The organism is Enterobacter cloacae complex sp. HYC003_NIDB (genome assembly GCF_056673375.1).
On record NZ_CP114220.1, the window covers coordinates 12,336 to 28,411 of the forward strand.

At 52.5% G+C, this 16,076-nt stretch carries 10 protein-coding genes, 1 tRNA gene and 3 rRNA genes; 9 read left to right on the forward strand and 5 right to left on the reverse strand.

Features of this window, described 5'->3' with window-relative positions:
* On the forward strand, nucleotides 1-993 hold the full coding sequence (gene rbsR, locus O1722_RS00060) for a ribose operon transcriptional repressor RbsR (protein ID WP_017694038.1): 993 nt from the start codon (nucleotides 1-3) through the stop codon (nucleotides 991-993).
* Here the strand turns inward: rbsR and mdtD are convergent.
* Both mdtD and O1722_RS00070 read right to left on the reverse strand, forming a co-directional pair.
* Entirely contained in the window at nucleotides 959-2,392 is a 1,434-nt protein-coding gene (gene mdtD, locus O1722_RS00065; RefSeq protein ID WP_015570156.1) for a multidrug transporter subunit MdtD, read from the reverse strand. The two genes, rbsR and mdtD, sit on opposite strands and share 35 nt — an antisense overlap.
* Nucleotides 2,389-3,096 carry a FadR/GntR family transcriptional regulator gene (locus O1722_RS00070; protein WP_003862405.1) on the reverse strand — a complete coding sequence of 236 codons (708 nt, stop codon included), beginning with the start codon at nucleotides 3,094-3,096 and terminating at the stop codon, nucleotides 2,389-2,391. Before O1722_RS00070 ends, mdtD begins: the two co-directional genes overlap by 4 nt.
* Nucleotides 3,097-3,551: 455 nt before the next feature.
* Here O1722_RS00070 and O1722_RS00075 point away from each other — a divergent pair.
* From O1722_RS00075 to rrf, 4 genes are all read left to right on the forward strand, one after another.
* A 16S ribosomal RNA gene (locus tag O1722_RS00075) occupies nucleotides 3,552-5,093 on the forward strand.
* Between the two features lie 84 nt (nucleotides 5,094-5,177).
* Nucleotides 5,178-5,253, forward strand: a tRNA-Glu gene (locus O1722_RS00080).
* Nucleotides 5,254-5,435: 182 nt separating this feature from the next.
* Nucleotides 5,436-8,340: ribosomal RNA gene (locus O1722_RS00085) — 23S ribosomal RNA — on the forward strand.
* A 192-nt stretch (nucleotides 8,341-8,532) separates the two neighbouring features.
* Nucleotides 8,533-8,648: ribosomal RNA gene (gene rrf / locus O1722_RS00090) — 5S ribosomal RNA — on the forward strand.
* Together the 16S, 23S and 5S rRNA genes with 1 tRNA gene alongside form the textbook arrangement of a ribosomal RNA operon.
* 99 nt (nucleotides 8,649-8,747) lie before the next feature.
* On the opposite strand, the gene mobB is transcribed toward rrf, so the two are convergent.
* Nucleotides 8,748-9,251, reverse strand: coding sequence for a molybdopterin-guanine dinucleotide biosynthesis protein MobB (mobB, locus tag O1722_RS00095; protein ID WP_017694039.1), 504 nt, complete (start codon nucleotides 9,249-9,251; stop codon nucleotides 8,748-8,750).
* Nucleotides 9,248-9,832 (reverse strand): molybdenum cofactor guanylyltransferase MobA, encoded by a 585-nt coding sequence (gene mobA / locus O1722_RS00100; protein ID WP_017694040.1) that lies wholly within the window; start codon nucleotides 9,830-9,832, stop codon nucleotides 9,248-9,250. Before mobA ends, mobB begins: the two co-directional genes overlap by 4 nt.
* A gap of 68 nt (nucleotides 9,833-9,900) precedes the next feature.
* Here mobA and O1722_RS00105 point away from each other — a divergent pair, with 68 nt between their 5' ends.
* The 3 genes from O1722_RS00105 to dsbA all read left to right on the forward strand — a co-directional run bounded on the left by O1722_RS00105 (nucleotide 9,901) and on the right by dsbA (nucleotide 11,883).
* Nucleotides 9,901-10,170 (forward strand): YihD family protein, encoded by a 270-nt coding sequence (locus tag O1722_RS00105; RefSeq protein ID WP_003861904.1) that lies wholly within the window; start codon nucleotides 9,901-9,903, stop codon nucleotides 10,168-10,170.
* A gap of 75 nt (nucleotides 10,171-10,245) precedes the next feature.
* Nucleotides 10,246-11,232 carry a serine/threonine protein kinase gene (locus O1722_RS00110; RefSeq protein WP_033488187.1) on the forward strand — a complete coding sequence of 329 codons (987 nt, stop codon included), beginning with the start codon at nucleotides 10,246-10,248 and terminating at the stop codon, nucleotides 11,230-11,232.
* A gap of 27 nt (nucleotides 11,233-11,259) precedes the next feature.
* On the forward strand, nucleotides 11,260-11,883 hold the full coding sequence (gene dsbA / locus O1722_RS00115) for a thiol:disulfide interchange protein DsbA (RefSeq protein ID WP_003861908.1): 624 nt from the start codon (nucleotides 11,260-11,262) through the stop codon (nucleotides 11,881-11,883).
* Nucleotides 11,884-11,905: 22 nt separating this feature from the next.
* Here dsbA and O1722_RS00120 read toward each other — a convergent pair whose 3' ends face one another.
* On the reverse strand, nucleotides 11,906-12,814 hold the full coding sequence (locus O1722_RS00120) for an acyltransferase (protein WP_032620765.1): 909 nt from the start codon (nucleotides 12,812-12,814) through the stop codon (nucleotides 11,906-11,908).
* A gap of 439 nt (nucleotides 12,815-13,253) precedes the next feature.
* Between O1722_RS00120 and polA the strand changes: the two genes are divergently transcribed.
* Entirely contained in the window at nucleotides 13,254-16,046 is a 2,793-nt protein-coding gene (gene polA, locus O1722_RS00125; RefSeq protein ID WP_033488188.1) for a DNA polymerase I, read from the forward strand.
* The last annotated feature ends 30 nt before the right edge of the window (nucleotides 16,047-16,076 follow it).

The window sequence follows — 16,076 nt, forward strand, 5'->3', positions numbered from 1 at the left end:
TTGGCCACAATGAAAGATGTCGCCCGTATGGCGGGCGTTTCTACCTCGACTGTCTCCCACGTAATCAATAACGATCGCTTCGTCAGCGAGGCGATTCGGGAGAAAGTTGACGCTGCAATTAAAGAACTCAACTATGCGCCGTCTGCGCTGGCCCGCAGCCTGAAGCTCAACCAGACGCGCACCATCGGCATGCTGATCACGGCCAGTACCAACCCTTTTTATTCTGAACTGGTGCGCGGCGTGGAGCGCAGCTGCTTCGAGCGCGGCTACAGCCTGGTGCTGTGCAATACCGAAGGCGATGAGCAGCGCATGAACCGTAACCTGGAAACGCTGATGCAAAAACGCGTCGACGGGCTGCTGCTGCTCTGTACCGAAACGCATCAACCTTCGAAAGAGATCATCCAGCGTTACCCTTCTATTCCCACGGTGATGATGGACTGGGCGCCGTTCGACGGCACCAGCGATCTGATCCAGGATAACTCGCTGCTGGGCGGCGATATGGCGACTCAGCATCTGATCGATAAAGGTCATACCCGCATTGCCTGTATTACCGGCCCGCTGGATAAAACCCCGGCGCGCCTGCGTCTGGAAGGCTATCTTTCGGCCATGGAACGGGCGGGGCTTGCCATTCCTGATGGCTATCGCATCACCGGCGATTTCGAATTTAACGGTGGATTTGAAGCAATGCAGAAACTGCTGGCGCAAGAGCTGCGCCCGCAGGCGGTGTTTATCGGTAACGATGCGATGGCATTCGGAGCTTATCAGGCGCTGTATCAGGCGGGATTACGTGTTCCGGACGACATGGCGATCGTCGGTTACGATGATATCGAACTGGCGCGCTACATGACGCCGCCGCTGACCACCATCCATCAGCCGAAAGATGAACTGGGCGAGCTGGCCATCGATGTGTTGATCCACCGCATGGCCCAGCCCACGCTGCAACAGCAACGTTTGCAGCTTACTCCTGTTCTGATGGAACGCGGTTCGGTTTAGCCTTCTCTTTGTGACGCTCTTTAATCAGGTTCCGGCCGTCTTTTGGTTTTAACAACATAAAGACCACCGCCGATACCACGGTAAGCGCGCCCATAGTGATAAAGGTATAGTGGAACTGCTCAACGGTATTAGTTCCCTCGAACCCTTCATAAAACCGCAGTACCGCCGCGCTCACGGCAACCCCGAGGCTGATCGACAGCTGTTGAGTGACCGCCAGTACGCTGTTGCCGCTGCTGGCATTCTCGTCGGTGAGGTCCGCAAGGGTGATGGTGTTCATCGACGTAAACTGCGTCGACATGGCCATACCCAGCACAAACAGCGGCAGGATCAGCATCCAGATTGGTAACGCCGCAGATTGCAGGGAGAACTGCGCAATCATCAATCCGATAAAGATCGTCACGCCAACCAGCGTCTTACGATAGCCAAACCAGCGCAGCACCTGCGTGACCGTCGATTTTGCCAGAATTGAGCCCATCGCCGTGGGTGCCATCATGCAGCCAGCAATCAGGGCCGGATAGCCGAAACCGACCTGGAGCATCAGCGGCATCAGGAACGGTACGCAGCCCGTGCCCAGACGCGAGGCAATATTGCCCGCGATCCCGACGGAGAACGTTCGGGTGTTAAACAGAGATAAAGAGATAAGCGGTGTCGGATGGCGACGCGCATGACGTATATATAGAAGGAACAGCAGAATACCGCTGAGGATGACGGCCAGCGCCAGCCACGTCGCTACGATTTTCTCGCCAAACAGCTCCATCCCGCTGGAGAACAGGACCAGGCTCAGGCCAAACAGGAAGAAACCACCCATATCGAAGCTGCGTCTTGGCGTGGTGAAGTTCGGCATATATTTGCGGGCATAAATCAGCCCTGCCACACCAATCGGAATATTAATCAGGAAGATCCAGTGCCAGCTAGCCCAGGTCACCAGTACGCCGCCGAGAACCGGGCCAAGTATCGGGCCGACCAGGCCAGGCATAGTCACAAAGTTGAGCACCGGGAGCAGTTCGCTGCGCGGATAGGCGCGTAATAACGCCAGACGCGCGACGGGCATCATCATCGCGCCGCCTATCCCCTGTAGAACGCGGAAGATAACCAGTTCCGTCAGCGAGGTGGAGAGGGCGCAAGCCAGAGAACCGAGCGTGAACAGCGTCACCGCCAGCATGAACACTTTGCGTGTGCCAAAACGATCGGCTAGCCAGCCGCTGACCGGAATAAGCATCGCCACCGTCAGGGTGTAGCTGATGATGGCGGATTGCATCGCCAGCGGGGAGCGGTTAAGGCTTTGGGCTATGGCGGGAAGGGCGGTATTGAGGATAGTGGCATCCAGTGCCTGCATAAAGAACGCCATGGCTGCAATCCACGGCAGTCCGGCCATACTGCGTGCTTTTTTCTCTGTCATTTATTTACCTGCTGGTGGGTTGGCGCGGCCAGCAACGCCTGGCACGCACTCAGGGCTCGCTGCCCGTCGCTCTCCTGAATGGCATCGACTATCGCCTGATGCAGATCCAGCTTCACCACCTCATCCTGCGTGATAGAGGTAAAGTAAGTGTGGTACACAGAATGGAATAAAGAAGCAAAGGAGGTCAGGAAAGGATTTCCGCTCATATTATAGATATGTTCATGCCAGGCCATATCGACCGCTATCCAGCGCTCGCGGTTAAAGTGCTTTTTCAGATCCACCATCTCTTCCATCAAAGTATTGAGCTGCGCTTTTTGCTCGGCTGTGCCGAGCGTGGCGGCAAGCAGGCAGGCCTGAGGCTCAAGACTGCTGCGCATGACCAGAAAGTGATCGACGACCTGATTAAAGTTATCTTCGGTCATCCACCAGGTGAGTAACTCCTGATCGAGAAAGTTCCAGTTTCCCTGAGGCATAACGCGGGTGCCAATGCGCGGACGTGGAAGCACCATCCCTTTCGCCGTTAATGTTTTTACCGCTTCGCGAACGGCGGTACGGCTAACGCCAAACTGATCTCCCAGCTCCATCTCGCTGGGCAGGATGCTACCTGGAGCATATTTACCCGCTAAGATCAGCTGCGCCAGTTTCTCTGCCAGCACATAGGACAGGTTTTTTTGAGCTGCCAGCTGTTGTGCGCTTAATGGCATCGCTTTTATTCCTTAAATATTGATGCGGTTAATTATGCCATCTCAGGTGTGATTGTGGTTGCAGATACATCAAATAGAACAATTTGTAGCTGGATCTCATCGCTTTTGGTGAAAAAAAACACGGTCAGAAACTTTTTTTAAATTTCCTCTTGTCACTTCAGAAGAACTCCCTATAATGCGCCTCCACTGACACGGAACAACGGCACGCAAGCCGCCGGGTCAGCAGAGAAAAGCAAAACAAACGCTTGACTCTGAAGCGGGAAAGCGTAATATGCACACCCCGCGCCGCAGCGAAAACGAAGCGGCACTGCTCTTTAACAATTTATCAGACAATCTGTGTGGGCACTCAAAGTGACATGGATTCTTAATGTCCTCGGACACTAAATGAATACCAAGTCTCAACGAGTGAACACGTAATTCATTACGAAGTTTAATTCATTGAGCATCAAACTTTTAAATTGAAGAGTTTGATCATGGCTCAGATTGAACGCTGGCGGCAGGCCTAACACATGCAAGTCGAACGGTAACAGGAAGCAGCTTGCTGCTTTGCTGACGAGTGGCGGACGGGTGAGTAATGTCTGGGAAACTGCCTGATGGAGGGGGATAACTACTGGAAACGGTAGCTAATACCGCATAATGTCGCAAGACCAAAGAGGGGGACCTTCGGGCCTCTTGCCATCGGATGTGCCCAGATGGGATTAGCTAGTAGGTGGGGTAACGGCTCACCTAGGCGACGATCCCTAGCTGGTCTGAGAGGATGACCAGCCACACTGGAACTGAGACACGGTCCAGACTCCTACGGGAGGCAGCAGTGGGGAATATTGCACAATGGGCGCAAGCCTGATGCAGCCATGCCGCGTGTATGAAGAAGGCCTTCGGGTTGTAAAGTACTTTCAGCGGGGAGGAAGGCGATAAGGTTAATAACCTTGTCGATTGACGTTACCCGCAGAAGAAGCACCGGCTAACTCCGTGCCAGCAGCCGCGGTAATACGGAGGGTGCAAGCGTTAATCGGAATTACTGGGCGTAAAGCGCACGCAGGCGGTCTGTCAAGTCGGATGTGAAATCCCCGGGCTCAACCTGGGAACTGCATTCGAAACTGGCAGGCTAGAGTCTTGTAGAGGGGGGTAGAATTCCAGGTGTAGCGGTGAAATGCGTAGAGATCTGGAGGAATACCGGTGGCGAAGGCGGCCCCCTGGACAAAGACTGACGCTCAGGTGCGAAAGCGTGGGGAGCAAACAGGATTAGATACCCTGGTAGTCCACGCCGTAAACGATGTCGACTTGGAGGTTGTGCCCTTGAGGCGTGGCTTCCGGAGCTAACGCGTTAAGTCGACCGCCTGGGGAGTACGGCCGCAAGGTTAAAACTCAAATGAATTGACGGGGGCCCGCACAAGCGGTGGAGCATGTGGTTTAATTCGATGCAACGCGAAGAACCTTACCTACTCTTGACATCCAGAGAACTTTCCAGAGATGGATTGGTGCCTTCGGGAACTCTGAGACAGGTGCTGCATGGCTGTCGTCAGCTCGTGTTGTGAAATGTTGGGTTAAGTCCCGCAACGAGCGCAACCCTTATCCTTTGTTGCCAGCGGTCCGGCCGGGAACTCAAAGGAGACTGCCAGTGATAAACTGGAGGAAGGTGGGGATGACGTCAAGTCATCATGGCCCTTACGAGTAGGGCTACACACGTGCTACAATGGCGCATACAAAGAGAAGCGACCTCGCGAGAGCAAGCGGACCTCATAAAGTGCGTCGTAGTCCGGATTGGAGTCTGCAACTCGACTCCATGAAGTCGGAATCGCTAGTAATCGTGGATCAGAATGCCACGGTGAATACGTTCCCGGGCCTTGTACACACCGCCCGTCACACCATGGGAGTGGGTTGCAAAAGAAGTAGGTAGCTTAACCTTCGGGAGGGCGCTTACCACTTTGTGATTCATGACTGGGGTGAAGTCGTAACAAGGTAACCGTAGGGGAACCTGCGGTTGGATCACCTCCTTACCTTAAAGAACCTGCCTTTGCAGTGCTCACACAGATTGTCTGATGAAAAGTAAATAGCAAGGCGTCTTGCGATTGAGACTGTACGTCCCCTTCGTCTAGAGGCCCAGGACACCGCCCTTTCACGGCGGTAACAGGGGTTCGAATCCCCTAGGGGACGCCACTTGCTGGTTCGTGAGTGAAAGTCACCTGCCTTAATATCTCAAAACTGACTTGCGAGTCATGTTTGAGATATTTGCTCTTTAAAAATCTGGATCAAGCTGAAAATTGAAACGACACACAGCTCATGTGTGTTCGAGTCTCTCAAATTTTCGCAATCAGAAGTGAAACATCTTCGGGTTGTGAGGTTAAGCGACTAAGCGTACACGGTGGATGCCCTGGCAGTCAGAGGCGATGAAGGACGTGCTAATCTGCGAAAAGCGCCGGCGAGGTGATATGAACCTTTGACCCGGCGATGTCCGAATGGGGAAACCCAGTGCAATCCGTTGCACTATCGTTAACTGAATACATAGGTTAACGAGGCGAACCGGGGGAACTGAAACATCTAAGTACCCCGAGGAAAAGAAATCAACCGAGATTCCCCCAGTAGCGGCGAGCGAACGGGGAGCAGCCCGGAGTCTGAATCAGCTTGTGTGTTAGTGGAACGGTCTGGAAAGTCCGACGGTACAGGGTGATAGTCCCGTACACGAAAATGCACATGCTGTGAACTCGAAGAGTAGGGCGGGACACGTGGTATCCTGTCTGAATATGGGGGGACCATCCTCCAAGGCTAAATACTCCTGACTGACCGATAGTGAACCAGTACCGTGAGGGAAAGGCGAAAAGAACCCCGGCGAGGGGAGTGAAAAAGAACCTGAAACCGTGTACGTACAAGCAGTGGGAGCCTCTTTATGGGGTGACTGCGTACCTTTTGTATAATGGGTCAGCGACTTATATTCTGTAGCAAGGTTAACCGTATAGGGGAGCCGAAGGGAAACCGAGTCTTAACTGGGCGTTAAGTTGCAGGGTATAGACCCGAAACCCGGTGATCTAGCCATGGGCAGGTTGAAGGTTGGGTAACACTAACTGGAGGACCGAACCGACTAATGTTGAAAAATTAGCGGATGACCTGTGGCTGGGGGTGAAAGGCCAATCAAACCGGGAGATAGCTGGTTCTCCCCGAAAGCTATTTAGGTAGCGCCTCGTGAACTCATCTTCGGGGGTAGAGCACTGTTTCGGCTAGGGGGCCATCCCGGCTTACCAACCCGATGCAAACTACGAATACCGAAGAATGTTATCACGGGAGACACACGGCGGGTGCTAACGTCCGTCGTGAAGAGGGAAACAACCCAGACCGCCAGCTAAGGTCCCAAAGTCATGGTTAAGTGGGAAACGATGTGGGAAGGCACAGACAGCCAGGATGTTGGCTTAGAAGCAGCCATCATTTAAAGAAAGCGTAATAGCTCACTGGTCGAGTCGGCCTGCGCGGAAGATGTAACGGGGCTAAACCATGCACCGAAGCTGCGGCAGCGACACTATGTGTTGTTGGGTAGGGGAGCGTTCTGTAAGCCGTTGAAGGTGTGCTGTGAGGCATGCTGGAGGTATCAGAAGTGCGAATGCTGACATAAGTAACGATAAAGCGGGTGAAAAGCCCGCTCGCCGGAAGACCAAGGGTTCCTGTCCAACGTTAATCGGGGCAGGGTGAGTCGACCCCTAAGGCGAGGCCGAAAGGCGTAGTCGATGGGAAACAGGTTAATATTCCTGTACTTGGTGTTACTGCGAAGGGGGGACGGAGAAGGCTATGTCAGCCGGGCGACGGTTGTCCCGGTTTAAGCATGTAGGCGGAGGTTCCAGGTAAATCCGGTACCTTATTAACGCTGAGGTGTGATGACGAGGCACTACGGTGCTGAAGTGATAAATGCCCTGCTTCCAGGAAAAGCCTCTAAGCATCAGGTAACACGAAATCGTACCCCAAACCGACACAGGTGGTCAGGTAGAGAATACCAAGGCGCTTGAGAGAACTCGGGTGAAGGAACTAGGCAAAATGGTGCCGTAACTTCGGGAGAAGGCACGCTGATATGTAGGTGAAGCCCCTGCGGGCGGAGCTGAAATCAGTCGAAGATACCAGCTGGCTGCAACTGTTTATTAAAAACACAGCACTGTGCAAACACGAAAGTGGACGTATACGGTGTGACGCCTGCCCGGTGCCGGAAGGTTAATTGATGGGGTTAGCGGCAACGCGAAGCTCTTGATCGAAGCCCCGGTAAACGGCGGCCGTAACTATAACGGTCCTAAGGTAGCGAAATTCCTTGTCGGGTAAGTTCCGACCTGCACGAATGGCGTAATGATGGCCAGGCTGTCTCCACCCGAGGCTCAGTGAAATTGAACTCGCTGTGAAGATGCAGTGTACCCGCGGCAAGACGGAAAGACCCCGTGAACCTTTACTATAGCTTGACACTGAACACTGGTCCTTGATGTGTAGGATAGGTGGGAGGCTTTGAAGCGTGGACGCCAGTCTGCGTGGAGCCAACCTTGAAATACCACCCTTTAATGGCTGGTGTTCTAACGTAGACCCGTTACCCGGGTTGCGGACAGTGTCTGGTGGGTAGTTTGACTGGGGCGGTCTCCTCCCAAAGAGTAACGGAGGAGCACGAAGGTTGGCTAATCCTGGTCGGACATCAGGAGGTTAGTGCAATGGCATAAGCCAGCTTGACTGCGAGCGTGACGGCGCGAGCAGGTGCGAAAGCAGGTCATAGTGATCCGGTGGTTCTGAATGGAAGGGCCATCGCTCAACGGATAAAAGGTACTCCGGGGATAACAGGCTGATACCGCCCAAGAGTTCATATCGACGGCGGTGTTTGGCACCTCGATGTCGGCTCATCACATCCTGGGGCTGAAGTAGGTCCCAAGGGTATGGCTGTTCGCCATTTAAAGTGGTACGCGAGCTGGGTTTAGAACGTCGTGAGACAGTTCGGTCCCTATCTGCCGTGGGCGCTGGAGAATTGAGGGGGGCTGCTCCTAGTACGAGAGGACCGGAGTGGACGCATCACTGGTGTTCGGGTTGTCATGCCAATGGCACTGCCCGGTAGCTAAATGCGGAAGAGATAAGTGCTGAAAGCATCTAAGCACGAAACTTGCCCCGAGATGAGTTCTCCCTGAGACTTTAAGTCTCCTGAAGGAACGTTGAAGACGACGACGTTGATAGGTCGGGTGTGTAAGCGCAGCGATGCGTTGAGCTAACCGATACTAATGAACCGTGAGGCTTAACCTTACAACGCCGAAGGTGTTTTGGCGAAGAGACAGACACGATTTTCAGCTTAGATTCAGAGTCCGAAGGATTTTGCGCTGAGACAAGGCGGCAAACGAAGGAAAGGAAGGAGCATACTGAGGTATGTGACTGACTTTACGAGAGCAGCCAACGCAGTATCAGTGCGAAAGACACAGGACAGAGCACAAGAATTTGCCTGGCGGCTTTAGCGCGGTGGTCCCACCTGACCCCATGCCGAACTCAGAAGTGAAACGCCGTAGCGCCGATGGTAGTGTGGGGTCTCCCCATGTGAGAGTAGGGAACTGCCAGGCATCAATTAAGTGAAGAGGCCATCCGGAAGGATGGCCTTTTTGCGTTTGTACGTCGAAAAACGGCAGGCCGGGCAAGGCGAAGCCGCCACCCGGCAGATCTCAGACTGCACACCACGCCAAAATAAACGCTGCAATCCCCTCCACATTATTCAAATCCAGAACCGGTACTTCCAGCGACAACGCAACGTCACTGGCCACGGCAATCACATGCTCATCCAGCATTAGTTCGCTAACATCATGCCCGGCGCCGTTTCTGAACAGCAAGATCTTAGGCACGGCCTCATGCTTAAACCCCTCAACCAGCACCAGATCCAGCGTGGAGTGATCCATCCGGCTGACAAGATAAGCGAGATCCAGCGGTGCTTCATCCGGTGTTTCTGTCATTAACGCCCAGCGCTGGTTACTCGCCACCATCGTTTGTGCAGCGCCAGCCTTACGCAGCTCATAGCTATCTTTCCCGGGCTTATCGACATCCATATTATGGTGCGTATGCTTAATCAATCCGGGACGAATGCCTTTGGCGCAAAGTGCAGGTATTAGTTTTTTTAGCAGCGTAGTCTTCCCGGTGCCACTCCAGGCAGAGATCGCTAATACGGGTATCATTTCTTCTCCTGCATTATCTGCAAATCTTCCGTCGTGTTTACATTCACAAACGCCGATTTCATGTCGCTGAAATCAACGGAATGCCCTCCGGACTGACGCATAAATACCATGACGCGCCGCTCTCCTGCGGCCAGGTAATCTTCCAGCGCGGATATTAACGAGCGATTAATCAATGCGATCGTTGGATGGTCGCGTTCACCGTCGTGTACCCAGACGACGGGAGCACCACCGCGCCGCTGCACCAGACGTTCAACCAGGCAGGACGGGATGAAGGGCGTATCACATGAACAAAAGAGAAACCACTCTCCATGCGACTGCTGCATAACGGAAAGCATTCCCGCCAGCGGACCGGGGTAGTCCACCAGGTTATCCTGATAAACCGGATACCCGCTGCGCTGATAAATATCAACATGTCGGTTAGCGCTGATCGCCATCGAGGACACCTGATCTGCAAGCGTATCAGCAACATGCTGCCATAATGGTGTGTTGTTCAGGAGCTGAAGCCCCTTATCCTTTCCGCCCATTCGCGTTGCCCTGCCCCCGGCCAGAACAACTCCGATGATTTCCTGGCATTGATTCACGAATATCGCCTCTTTTATTGTGGGATTGACCCTGCTAACGTGTCTCTCTAAATGAAAGGAGCACTACCATGAAATGTAAACGTCTTAATGAAGTCATTGAGCTTCTCCAGCCGGCCTGGCAAAAAGAGCCAGAGCTGAATCTGATGCAATTTTTACAGAAACTGGCGAAAGAGTCAGGTTTTGATGGCGAACTGGCAGACCTTTCTGACGACATCCTGATCTACCACCTGAAAATGCGTGACTCGGCTAAAGATGCTGTTATTCCTGGCATTCAGAAAGATTATGAAGAGGATTTTAAAACCGCATTACTGCGTGCCCGAGGCGTAATTAAAGAGTAAAAGCTTGTAAGCGGAGCCACCGAAATCGCCACAAGATGATATCCTGAATCATTCGTATAATTTCCGGATGATCGGATGAACGACCAGGCTTTTACTTTCCAGACACTACACCCGGATACCATTATGGATGCGCTGTTCGAACAGGGTATTCGGGTGGATTCCGGGTTAACCCCTTTAAACAGCTACGAAAACCGTGTCTACCAATTTCAGGACGAAGAGCGCCAGCGCTTTGTCGTAAAGTTTTACCGTCCACAGCGCTGGTCCGCAGAACAAATTCAGGAAGAGCATCAGTTTGCCCACGATCTGCTGGATGACGATGTTCCCGTTGCGGCACCCATTAAATTCAATAACCAAACGCTGCTGACCCATCAGGGCTTTTACTACGCGGTATTTCCGAGCCTGGGCGGAAGACAGTTTGAGGCAGATAATATCGATCAGATGGAATGGGTTGCCCGCTATCTGGGGCGCATTCATCAGACGGGACGTAAAAAACCGTTTGTTGCCCGTCCGACGATTGGTGTTCAGGAATATCTTATTGAGCCGCGACAGGTATTCGAAACATCGGCGCTGATCCCGAATGCGCTAAAGGATAATTTCCTCACGGCGACCGATAAGCTTATTGATGCTGTAAAAGCCTGCTGGCGGGATAATATTACTACTCTGCGCCTGCACGGTGACTGCCACGCCGGGAATATTCTCTGGCGCGATGGCCCACTATTTGTCGATCTTGATGACGCACGTATGGGACCCGCGGTGCAGGATCTGTGGATGCTGCTCAACGGTGATAAAGCCGAGCAGCGCATGCAGCTTGAGACCATAATTGAAGCTTATGAAGAATTTAGCCCCTTTAATTCAGACGAAATTGCCTTGATAGAACCTTTACGTGCGATGCGATTTGTTTATTATCTCGCGTGGTTAATCAGGCGTTGGGAAGACCCGGCTTTTCCCCGAAATTTCCCCTGGCTTACCGGGGAGGATTACTGGCGCAACCAGATATCCACATTTACCGCGCAGGTTAAGGTTCTACAGGAACCCCCTTTGCAATTAACGCCGATGTATTAATTGGACACACCCAGGAGAGAGTTAATCATGAAAAAAATTTGGCTGGCGCTGGCTGGTATGATTCTGGCATTTAGCGCAACTGCTGCGCAGTTTACCGACGGCAAGCAGTACATTACGCTGGACAAGCCTGTTGCTGGCGAGCCTCAGGTGCTGGAGTTCTTCTCCTTCTACTGCCCGCACTGCTATGAGTTTGAGCAGGTACTTCATGTTTCTGACAACGTGAAGAAAAAGCTGCCGGAAGGCACCAAAATGACGAAATACCACGTTGAGTTCCTTGGCCCACTGGGTAAAGATCTGACTCAGGCATGGGCGGTCGCGATTGCGCTGGGTGTGGAAGATAAGATCACCGCGCCTATGTTTGAAGCCGTACAGAAAACCCAAACCGTACAAACTACGGCAGATATCCGTAAAGTGTTCGTGGATGCCGGTGTTAAAGGTGAAGACTACGACGCTGCCTGGAACAGTTTCGTGGTGAAATCTCTCGTGGCACAGCAGGAAAAAGCTGCCGCTGACTTCCAGTTGCAGGGCGTGCCGGCGATGTATGTTAACGGCAAATACCAGGTGAATATGCGTGGTATGGACACGACCAGCATGGATATCTTCGTACAACAGTACGCTGATACCGTGAAATACCTGGTTGAGAAAAAGTAACAAACATAAAGAAAAACGCCGGTCACTGACCGGCGTTTTTGTATGAAGATTTAATCTTAGCTATCTGCTCGTCTTTCTCTTTCCAGAGTGTATTAAGCCAAAGCTGGAAACGACGTTTGAAGTTTTTATCGTTGACATAATCCCCGTGCAGTTCAGTGTTGACGGGCATCAGATCAACGCGGACAACGATACGCGTCAGCCTGCCGCTGAGCATATCGTAGAACGGCGTCCTGTCATTTTCCGGATAGCAGAGCGTTACGTTCAACAATTTATCGAACTGCTCACCCAGCACGTTGAGCGCCATTGCGATGCCCGCAGCCTTTGGCGGCAACAGGTTCTGATAAGGAGAACGAGTCTGCTGGCGCTTCTCTTCGGTAAAGCGTGATCCTTCGACGAAGTTAACAATGGTGGTGGGATGCGCGCGAAACTTCTCGCAAGAACGGCGCGTGGTTTCCACGTCCTTACCGCGGCGTTCCGGATGACGAATTAAATAGCTGCGTGAATAGCGTTTCATAAACGGCATATCCAGCGCCCAGCAGGCCAGTCCAATGAAAGGCACCCAGGCCAGCTGCTGTTTCAGAAAGTATTTGTTCATCGGAATGTGTTTGCGAAACAGTACGCACAATACAACGATGTCGGCCCAGCTGTGGTGATTGCAGATCAGCAGATACCAGTTCTTTTTGTTCAGCTTCTCCAGCCCCTGAACATCCCACTTCAGCCAGGGGTTCAGATGCAGCAGGATCGCCAGCCCTTCACACCAGCAGTACATCATAAAATTACAAAAAGCAGACACCGCGCGCCATACCGGAGGGACAGGCAGCAGAAGTTTAATTATTCCGGCAACGATGATTGGCACAGAACAGGCGATGGTAACCAGAATAGTTAAAATGACGCTTAACCATAATGTTATCGCTGCGAGTATTCTCGACATAATGAATTTATTCAGATAGTTAGCTGTAATTGAGCAGCCGGCTATCCGGTGCTGGGCGCCGATCTTATCAGAAATTCGCTCAGACCAGGGCGGTTTCACACCAGGAGGCTGCGGCTTTTCCTGCCAGGCAGCGAATTTTTGCATATAGACAGAGTGCTTAAGTCTTATATCCACATAGACTAAATAAACATCAGTGAAGCGCGATCTTAAGTGATATTATAGCAATGCTTTGATTTTATTAGATAAATAAGTTTTCAGTATCACTTTTATAAAGCTGTTATTCACCTGTATTAAAAATATGCACAAACTTATCCACAGTTTTGTTTTGCGAGCGATCTTCCCGATCGCAAAATCTTTTTCTGTATAAAGCGCTAAAACCTGATGTTTTCATCCTTCTGTGGCATCCTTTATCCATAAATTCATAAAAGGCACGGACATTATGGTTCAGATCCCAGAAAACCCACTTATACTCGTCGATGGCTCTTCTTACCTGTATCGGGCGTATCATGCGTTTCCTCCTCTGACCAACAGCGCAGGGGAACCTACCGGCGCAATGTACGGCGTGCTGAATATGCTTCGCAGCCTGATTCTGCAATACCACCCAACCCATGCGGCCGTGGTGTTTGATGCGAAGGGTAAAACCTTCCGCGATGAATTATTTGAGCATTACAAATCTCACCGTCCCCCTATGCCTGACGATCTGCGTGCGCAAATTGAACCGTTGCACGCTATGGTGAAAGCGATGGGGCTGCCACTGCTGGCGGTCTCAGGCGTTGAAGCTGATGACGTAATTGGTACCCTGGCGCGCGAAGCGGAAAAAGCAGGCCGCCCGGTTCTGATCAGTACCGGTGATAAAGACATGGCGCAGCTGGTAACGCCCGGGATCACGCTGATCAACACCATGACAAACACCATTCTTGGCCCGGAAGAAGTGGTCGCCAAATATGGCGTGCCGCCAGAGCTCATTATTGATTTCCTCGCCCTGATGGGCGATTCCTCGGATAACATTCCTGGCGTACCGGGCGTAGGCGAAAAAACAGCTCAGGCGCTGCTGCAAGGGCTGGGCGGGCTGGATACGCTGTATGCAGAACCCGACAAAATTGCCGGTCTTACCTTCCGTGGCGCAAAAACCATAGCCGGAAAGCTCGCCGATAACAAAGAGGTGGCTTATCTCTCCTATCAGTTGGCCACCATCAAAACTGACGTAGAGCTGGAGCTTACCTGCGAGCAGCTGGAAGTGCAGGAACCCGCCGCCGACGAACTGCTTGGCCTGTTCAGAAAATACGAATTTAAACGCTGGACCGCGGATGTTGAAGCCGGGAAATGGCTTCAGGCGAAAGGGGCTAAACCTGCGGCGAAGCCGAAAGAGACCATCGTTGTCAATGCCGAAGAGCAGGCAGAAGAAGAGGCGGCAGCGCTCTCCTTCGACAACTATGAAACCATCCTTGAAGAGTCACGGCTCATCGCCTGGATTGAAAAGCTGAAAAAAGCGCCAGTATTTGCTTTCGATACCGAAACGGACAGCCTTGATAACATTACGGCTAATATGGTGGGCCTGTCATTCGCAACGGAGCCGGGTATTGCAGCCTATGTTCCGGTGGCTCACGACTATCTGGATGCGCCGGAGCAAATCTCCCGCGAGCGCGCCTTAGAACTGCTGAAGCCGATTCTGGAAGACGAGAAAGTGCTGAAGGTTGGGCAAAACCTGAAGTACGACCGCGGTATTCTGCAAAACTACGGCATTGAGCTGCGTGGTATCGCTTTTGACACCATGCTGGAATCTTACATTCTGGACAGCGTGGCGGGCCGCCATGATATGGATTCCTTATCCGATCGTTGGCTGAAACACAAAACCATCACCTTTGAAGAAATTGCCGGTAAGGGCAAAAATCAGCTGACCTTTAACCAGATCGCGCTGGAAGAAGCAGGCCGCTACGCCGCGGAAGACGCTGACGTCACGCTACAGCTGCATCTCAAAATGTGGCCGAAATTGCAGAAGCACGAAGGGCCGCTGAATGTGTTCCAGAACATTGAGATGCCGCTGGTGCCTGTGCTGTCCCGCATTGAGCGCAATGGCGTTAAAATCGACCCAACGGTGCTGCATAACCACTCTGGTGAGCTGGCGCAGCGCCTGACCGAGCTTGAACAGAAAGCGCATGAGCTTGCTGGCGAGGCATTTAACCTGTCTTCACCGAAACAGCTGCAAACCATCCTGTTTGAAAAACAGGGTATCAAGCCGCTGAAGAAAACCCCGGGTGGCGCCCCTTCAACGTCTGAAGAGGTGCTGGAAGAGCTGGCGCTGGACTATCCGCTGCCAAAAGTTATTCTGCAATACCGTGGTCTGGCTAAGCTGAAATCGACCTATACCGACAAACTGCCGTTGATGATCAACCCGAAAACGGGCCGCGTGCACACCTCCTATCACCAGGCTGTGGCGGCGACCGGGCGACTTTCGTCAACCGATCCTAACCTTCAGAACATTCCGGTGCGTAATGAAGAGGGCCGCCGTATTCGCCAGGCTTTCATTGCGCCAGAGGATTATCTGATTGTCTCCGCGGACTACTCGCAAATCGAACTGCGTATTATGGCGCATCTGTCACGCGACAAAGGCCTGCTGACGGCCTTTGCCGAAGGGAAGGACATCCACCGGGCAACCGCTGCCGAAGTGTTTGGGCTGGCGCTGGAGAGCGTGACAAACGAGCAGCGTCGTAGTGCAAAAGCGATCAACTTCGGTCTGATTTACGGCATGAGTGCCTTTGGTCTTTCACGCCAGCTCAATATCCCGCGTAAAGAGTCGCAGAAGTATATGGATCTCTACTTCGAGCGGTATCCGGGCGTACTGGAATATATGGAACGTACCCGCGCGCAGGCGAAAGAGAAAGGCTACGTTGAAACGCTGGATGGGCGTCGTCTCTACCTTCCGGATATCAAATCCAGCAACGCCGCGCGCCGGGCTGGTGCTGAACGTGCTGCGATCAACGCCCCCATGCAGGGCACTGCGGCGGACATCATTAAACGCGCAATGATCGCTGTCGATGCCTGGCTCGAAAAAGAGAAGCCGCGCGTGAAAATGATCATGCAGGTACACGATGAACTGGTCTTTGAAGTTCATAAAGACGATCTGGATACGGTCTCTCAGAAGATCCATGAACTGATGGAAAACAGCATGAAGCTGGACGTTCCGTTGCTGGTGGAAGTGGGTAGCGGCGAAAACTGGGATCAGGCTCACTAAGGGTTAACGGAATAACGCGCGTTTTATGTA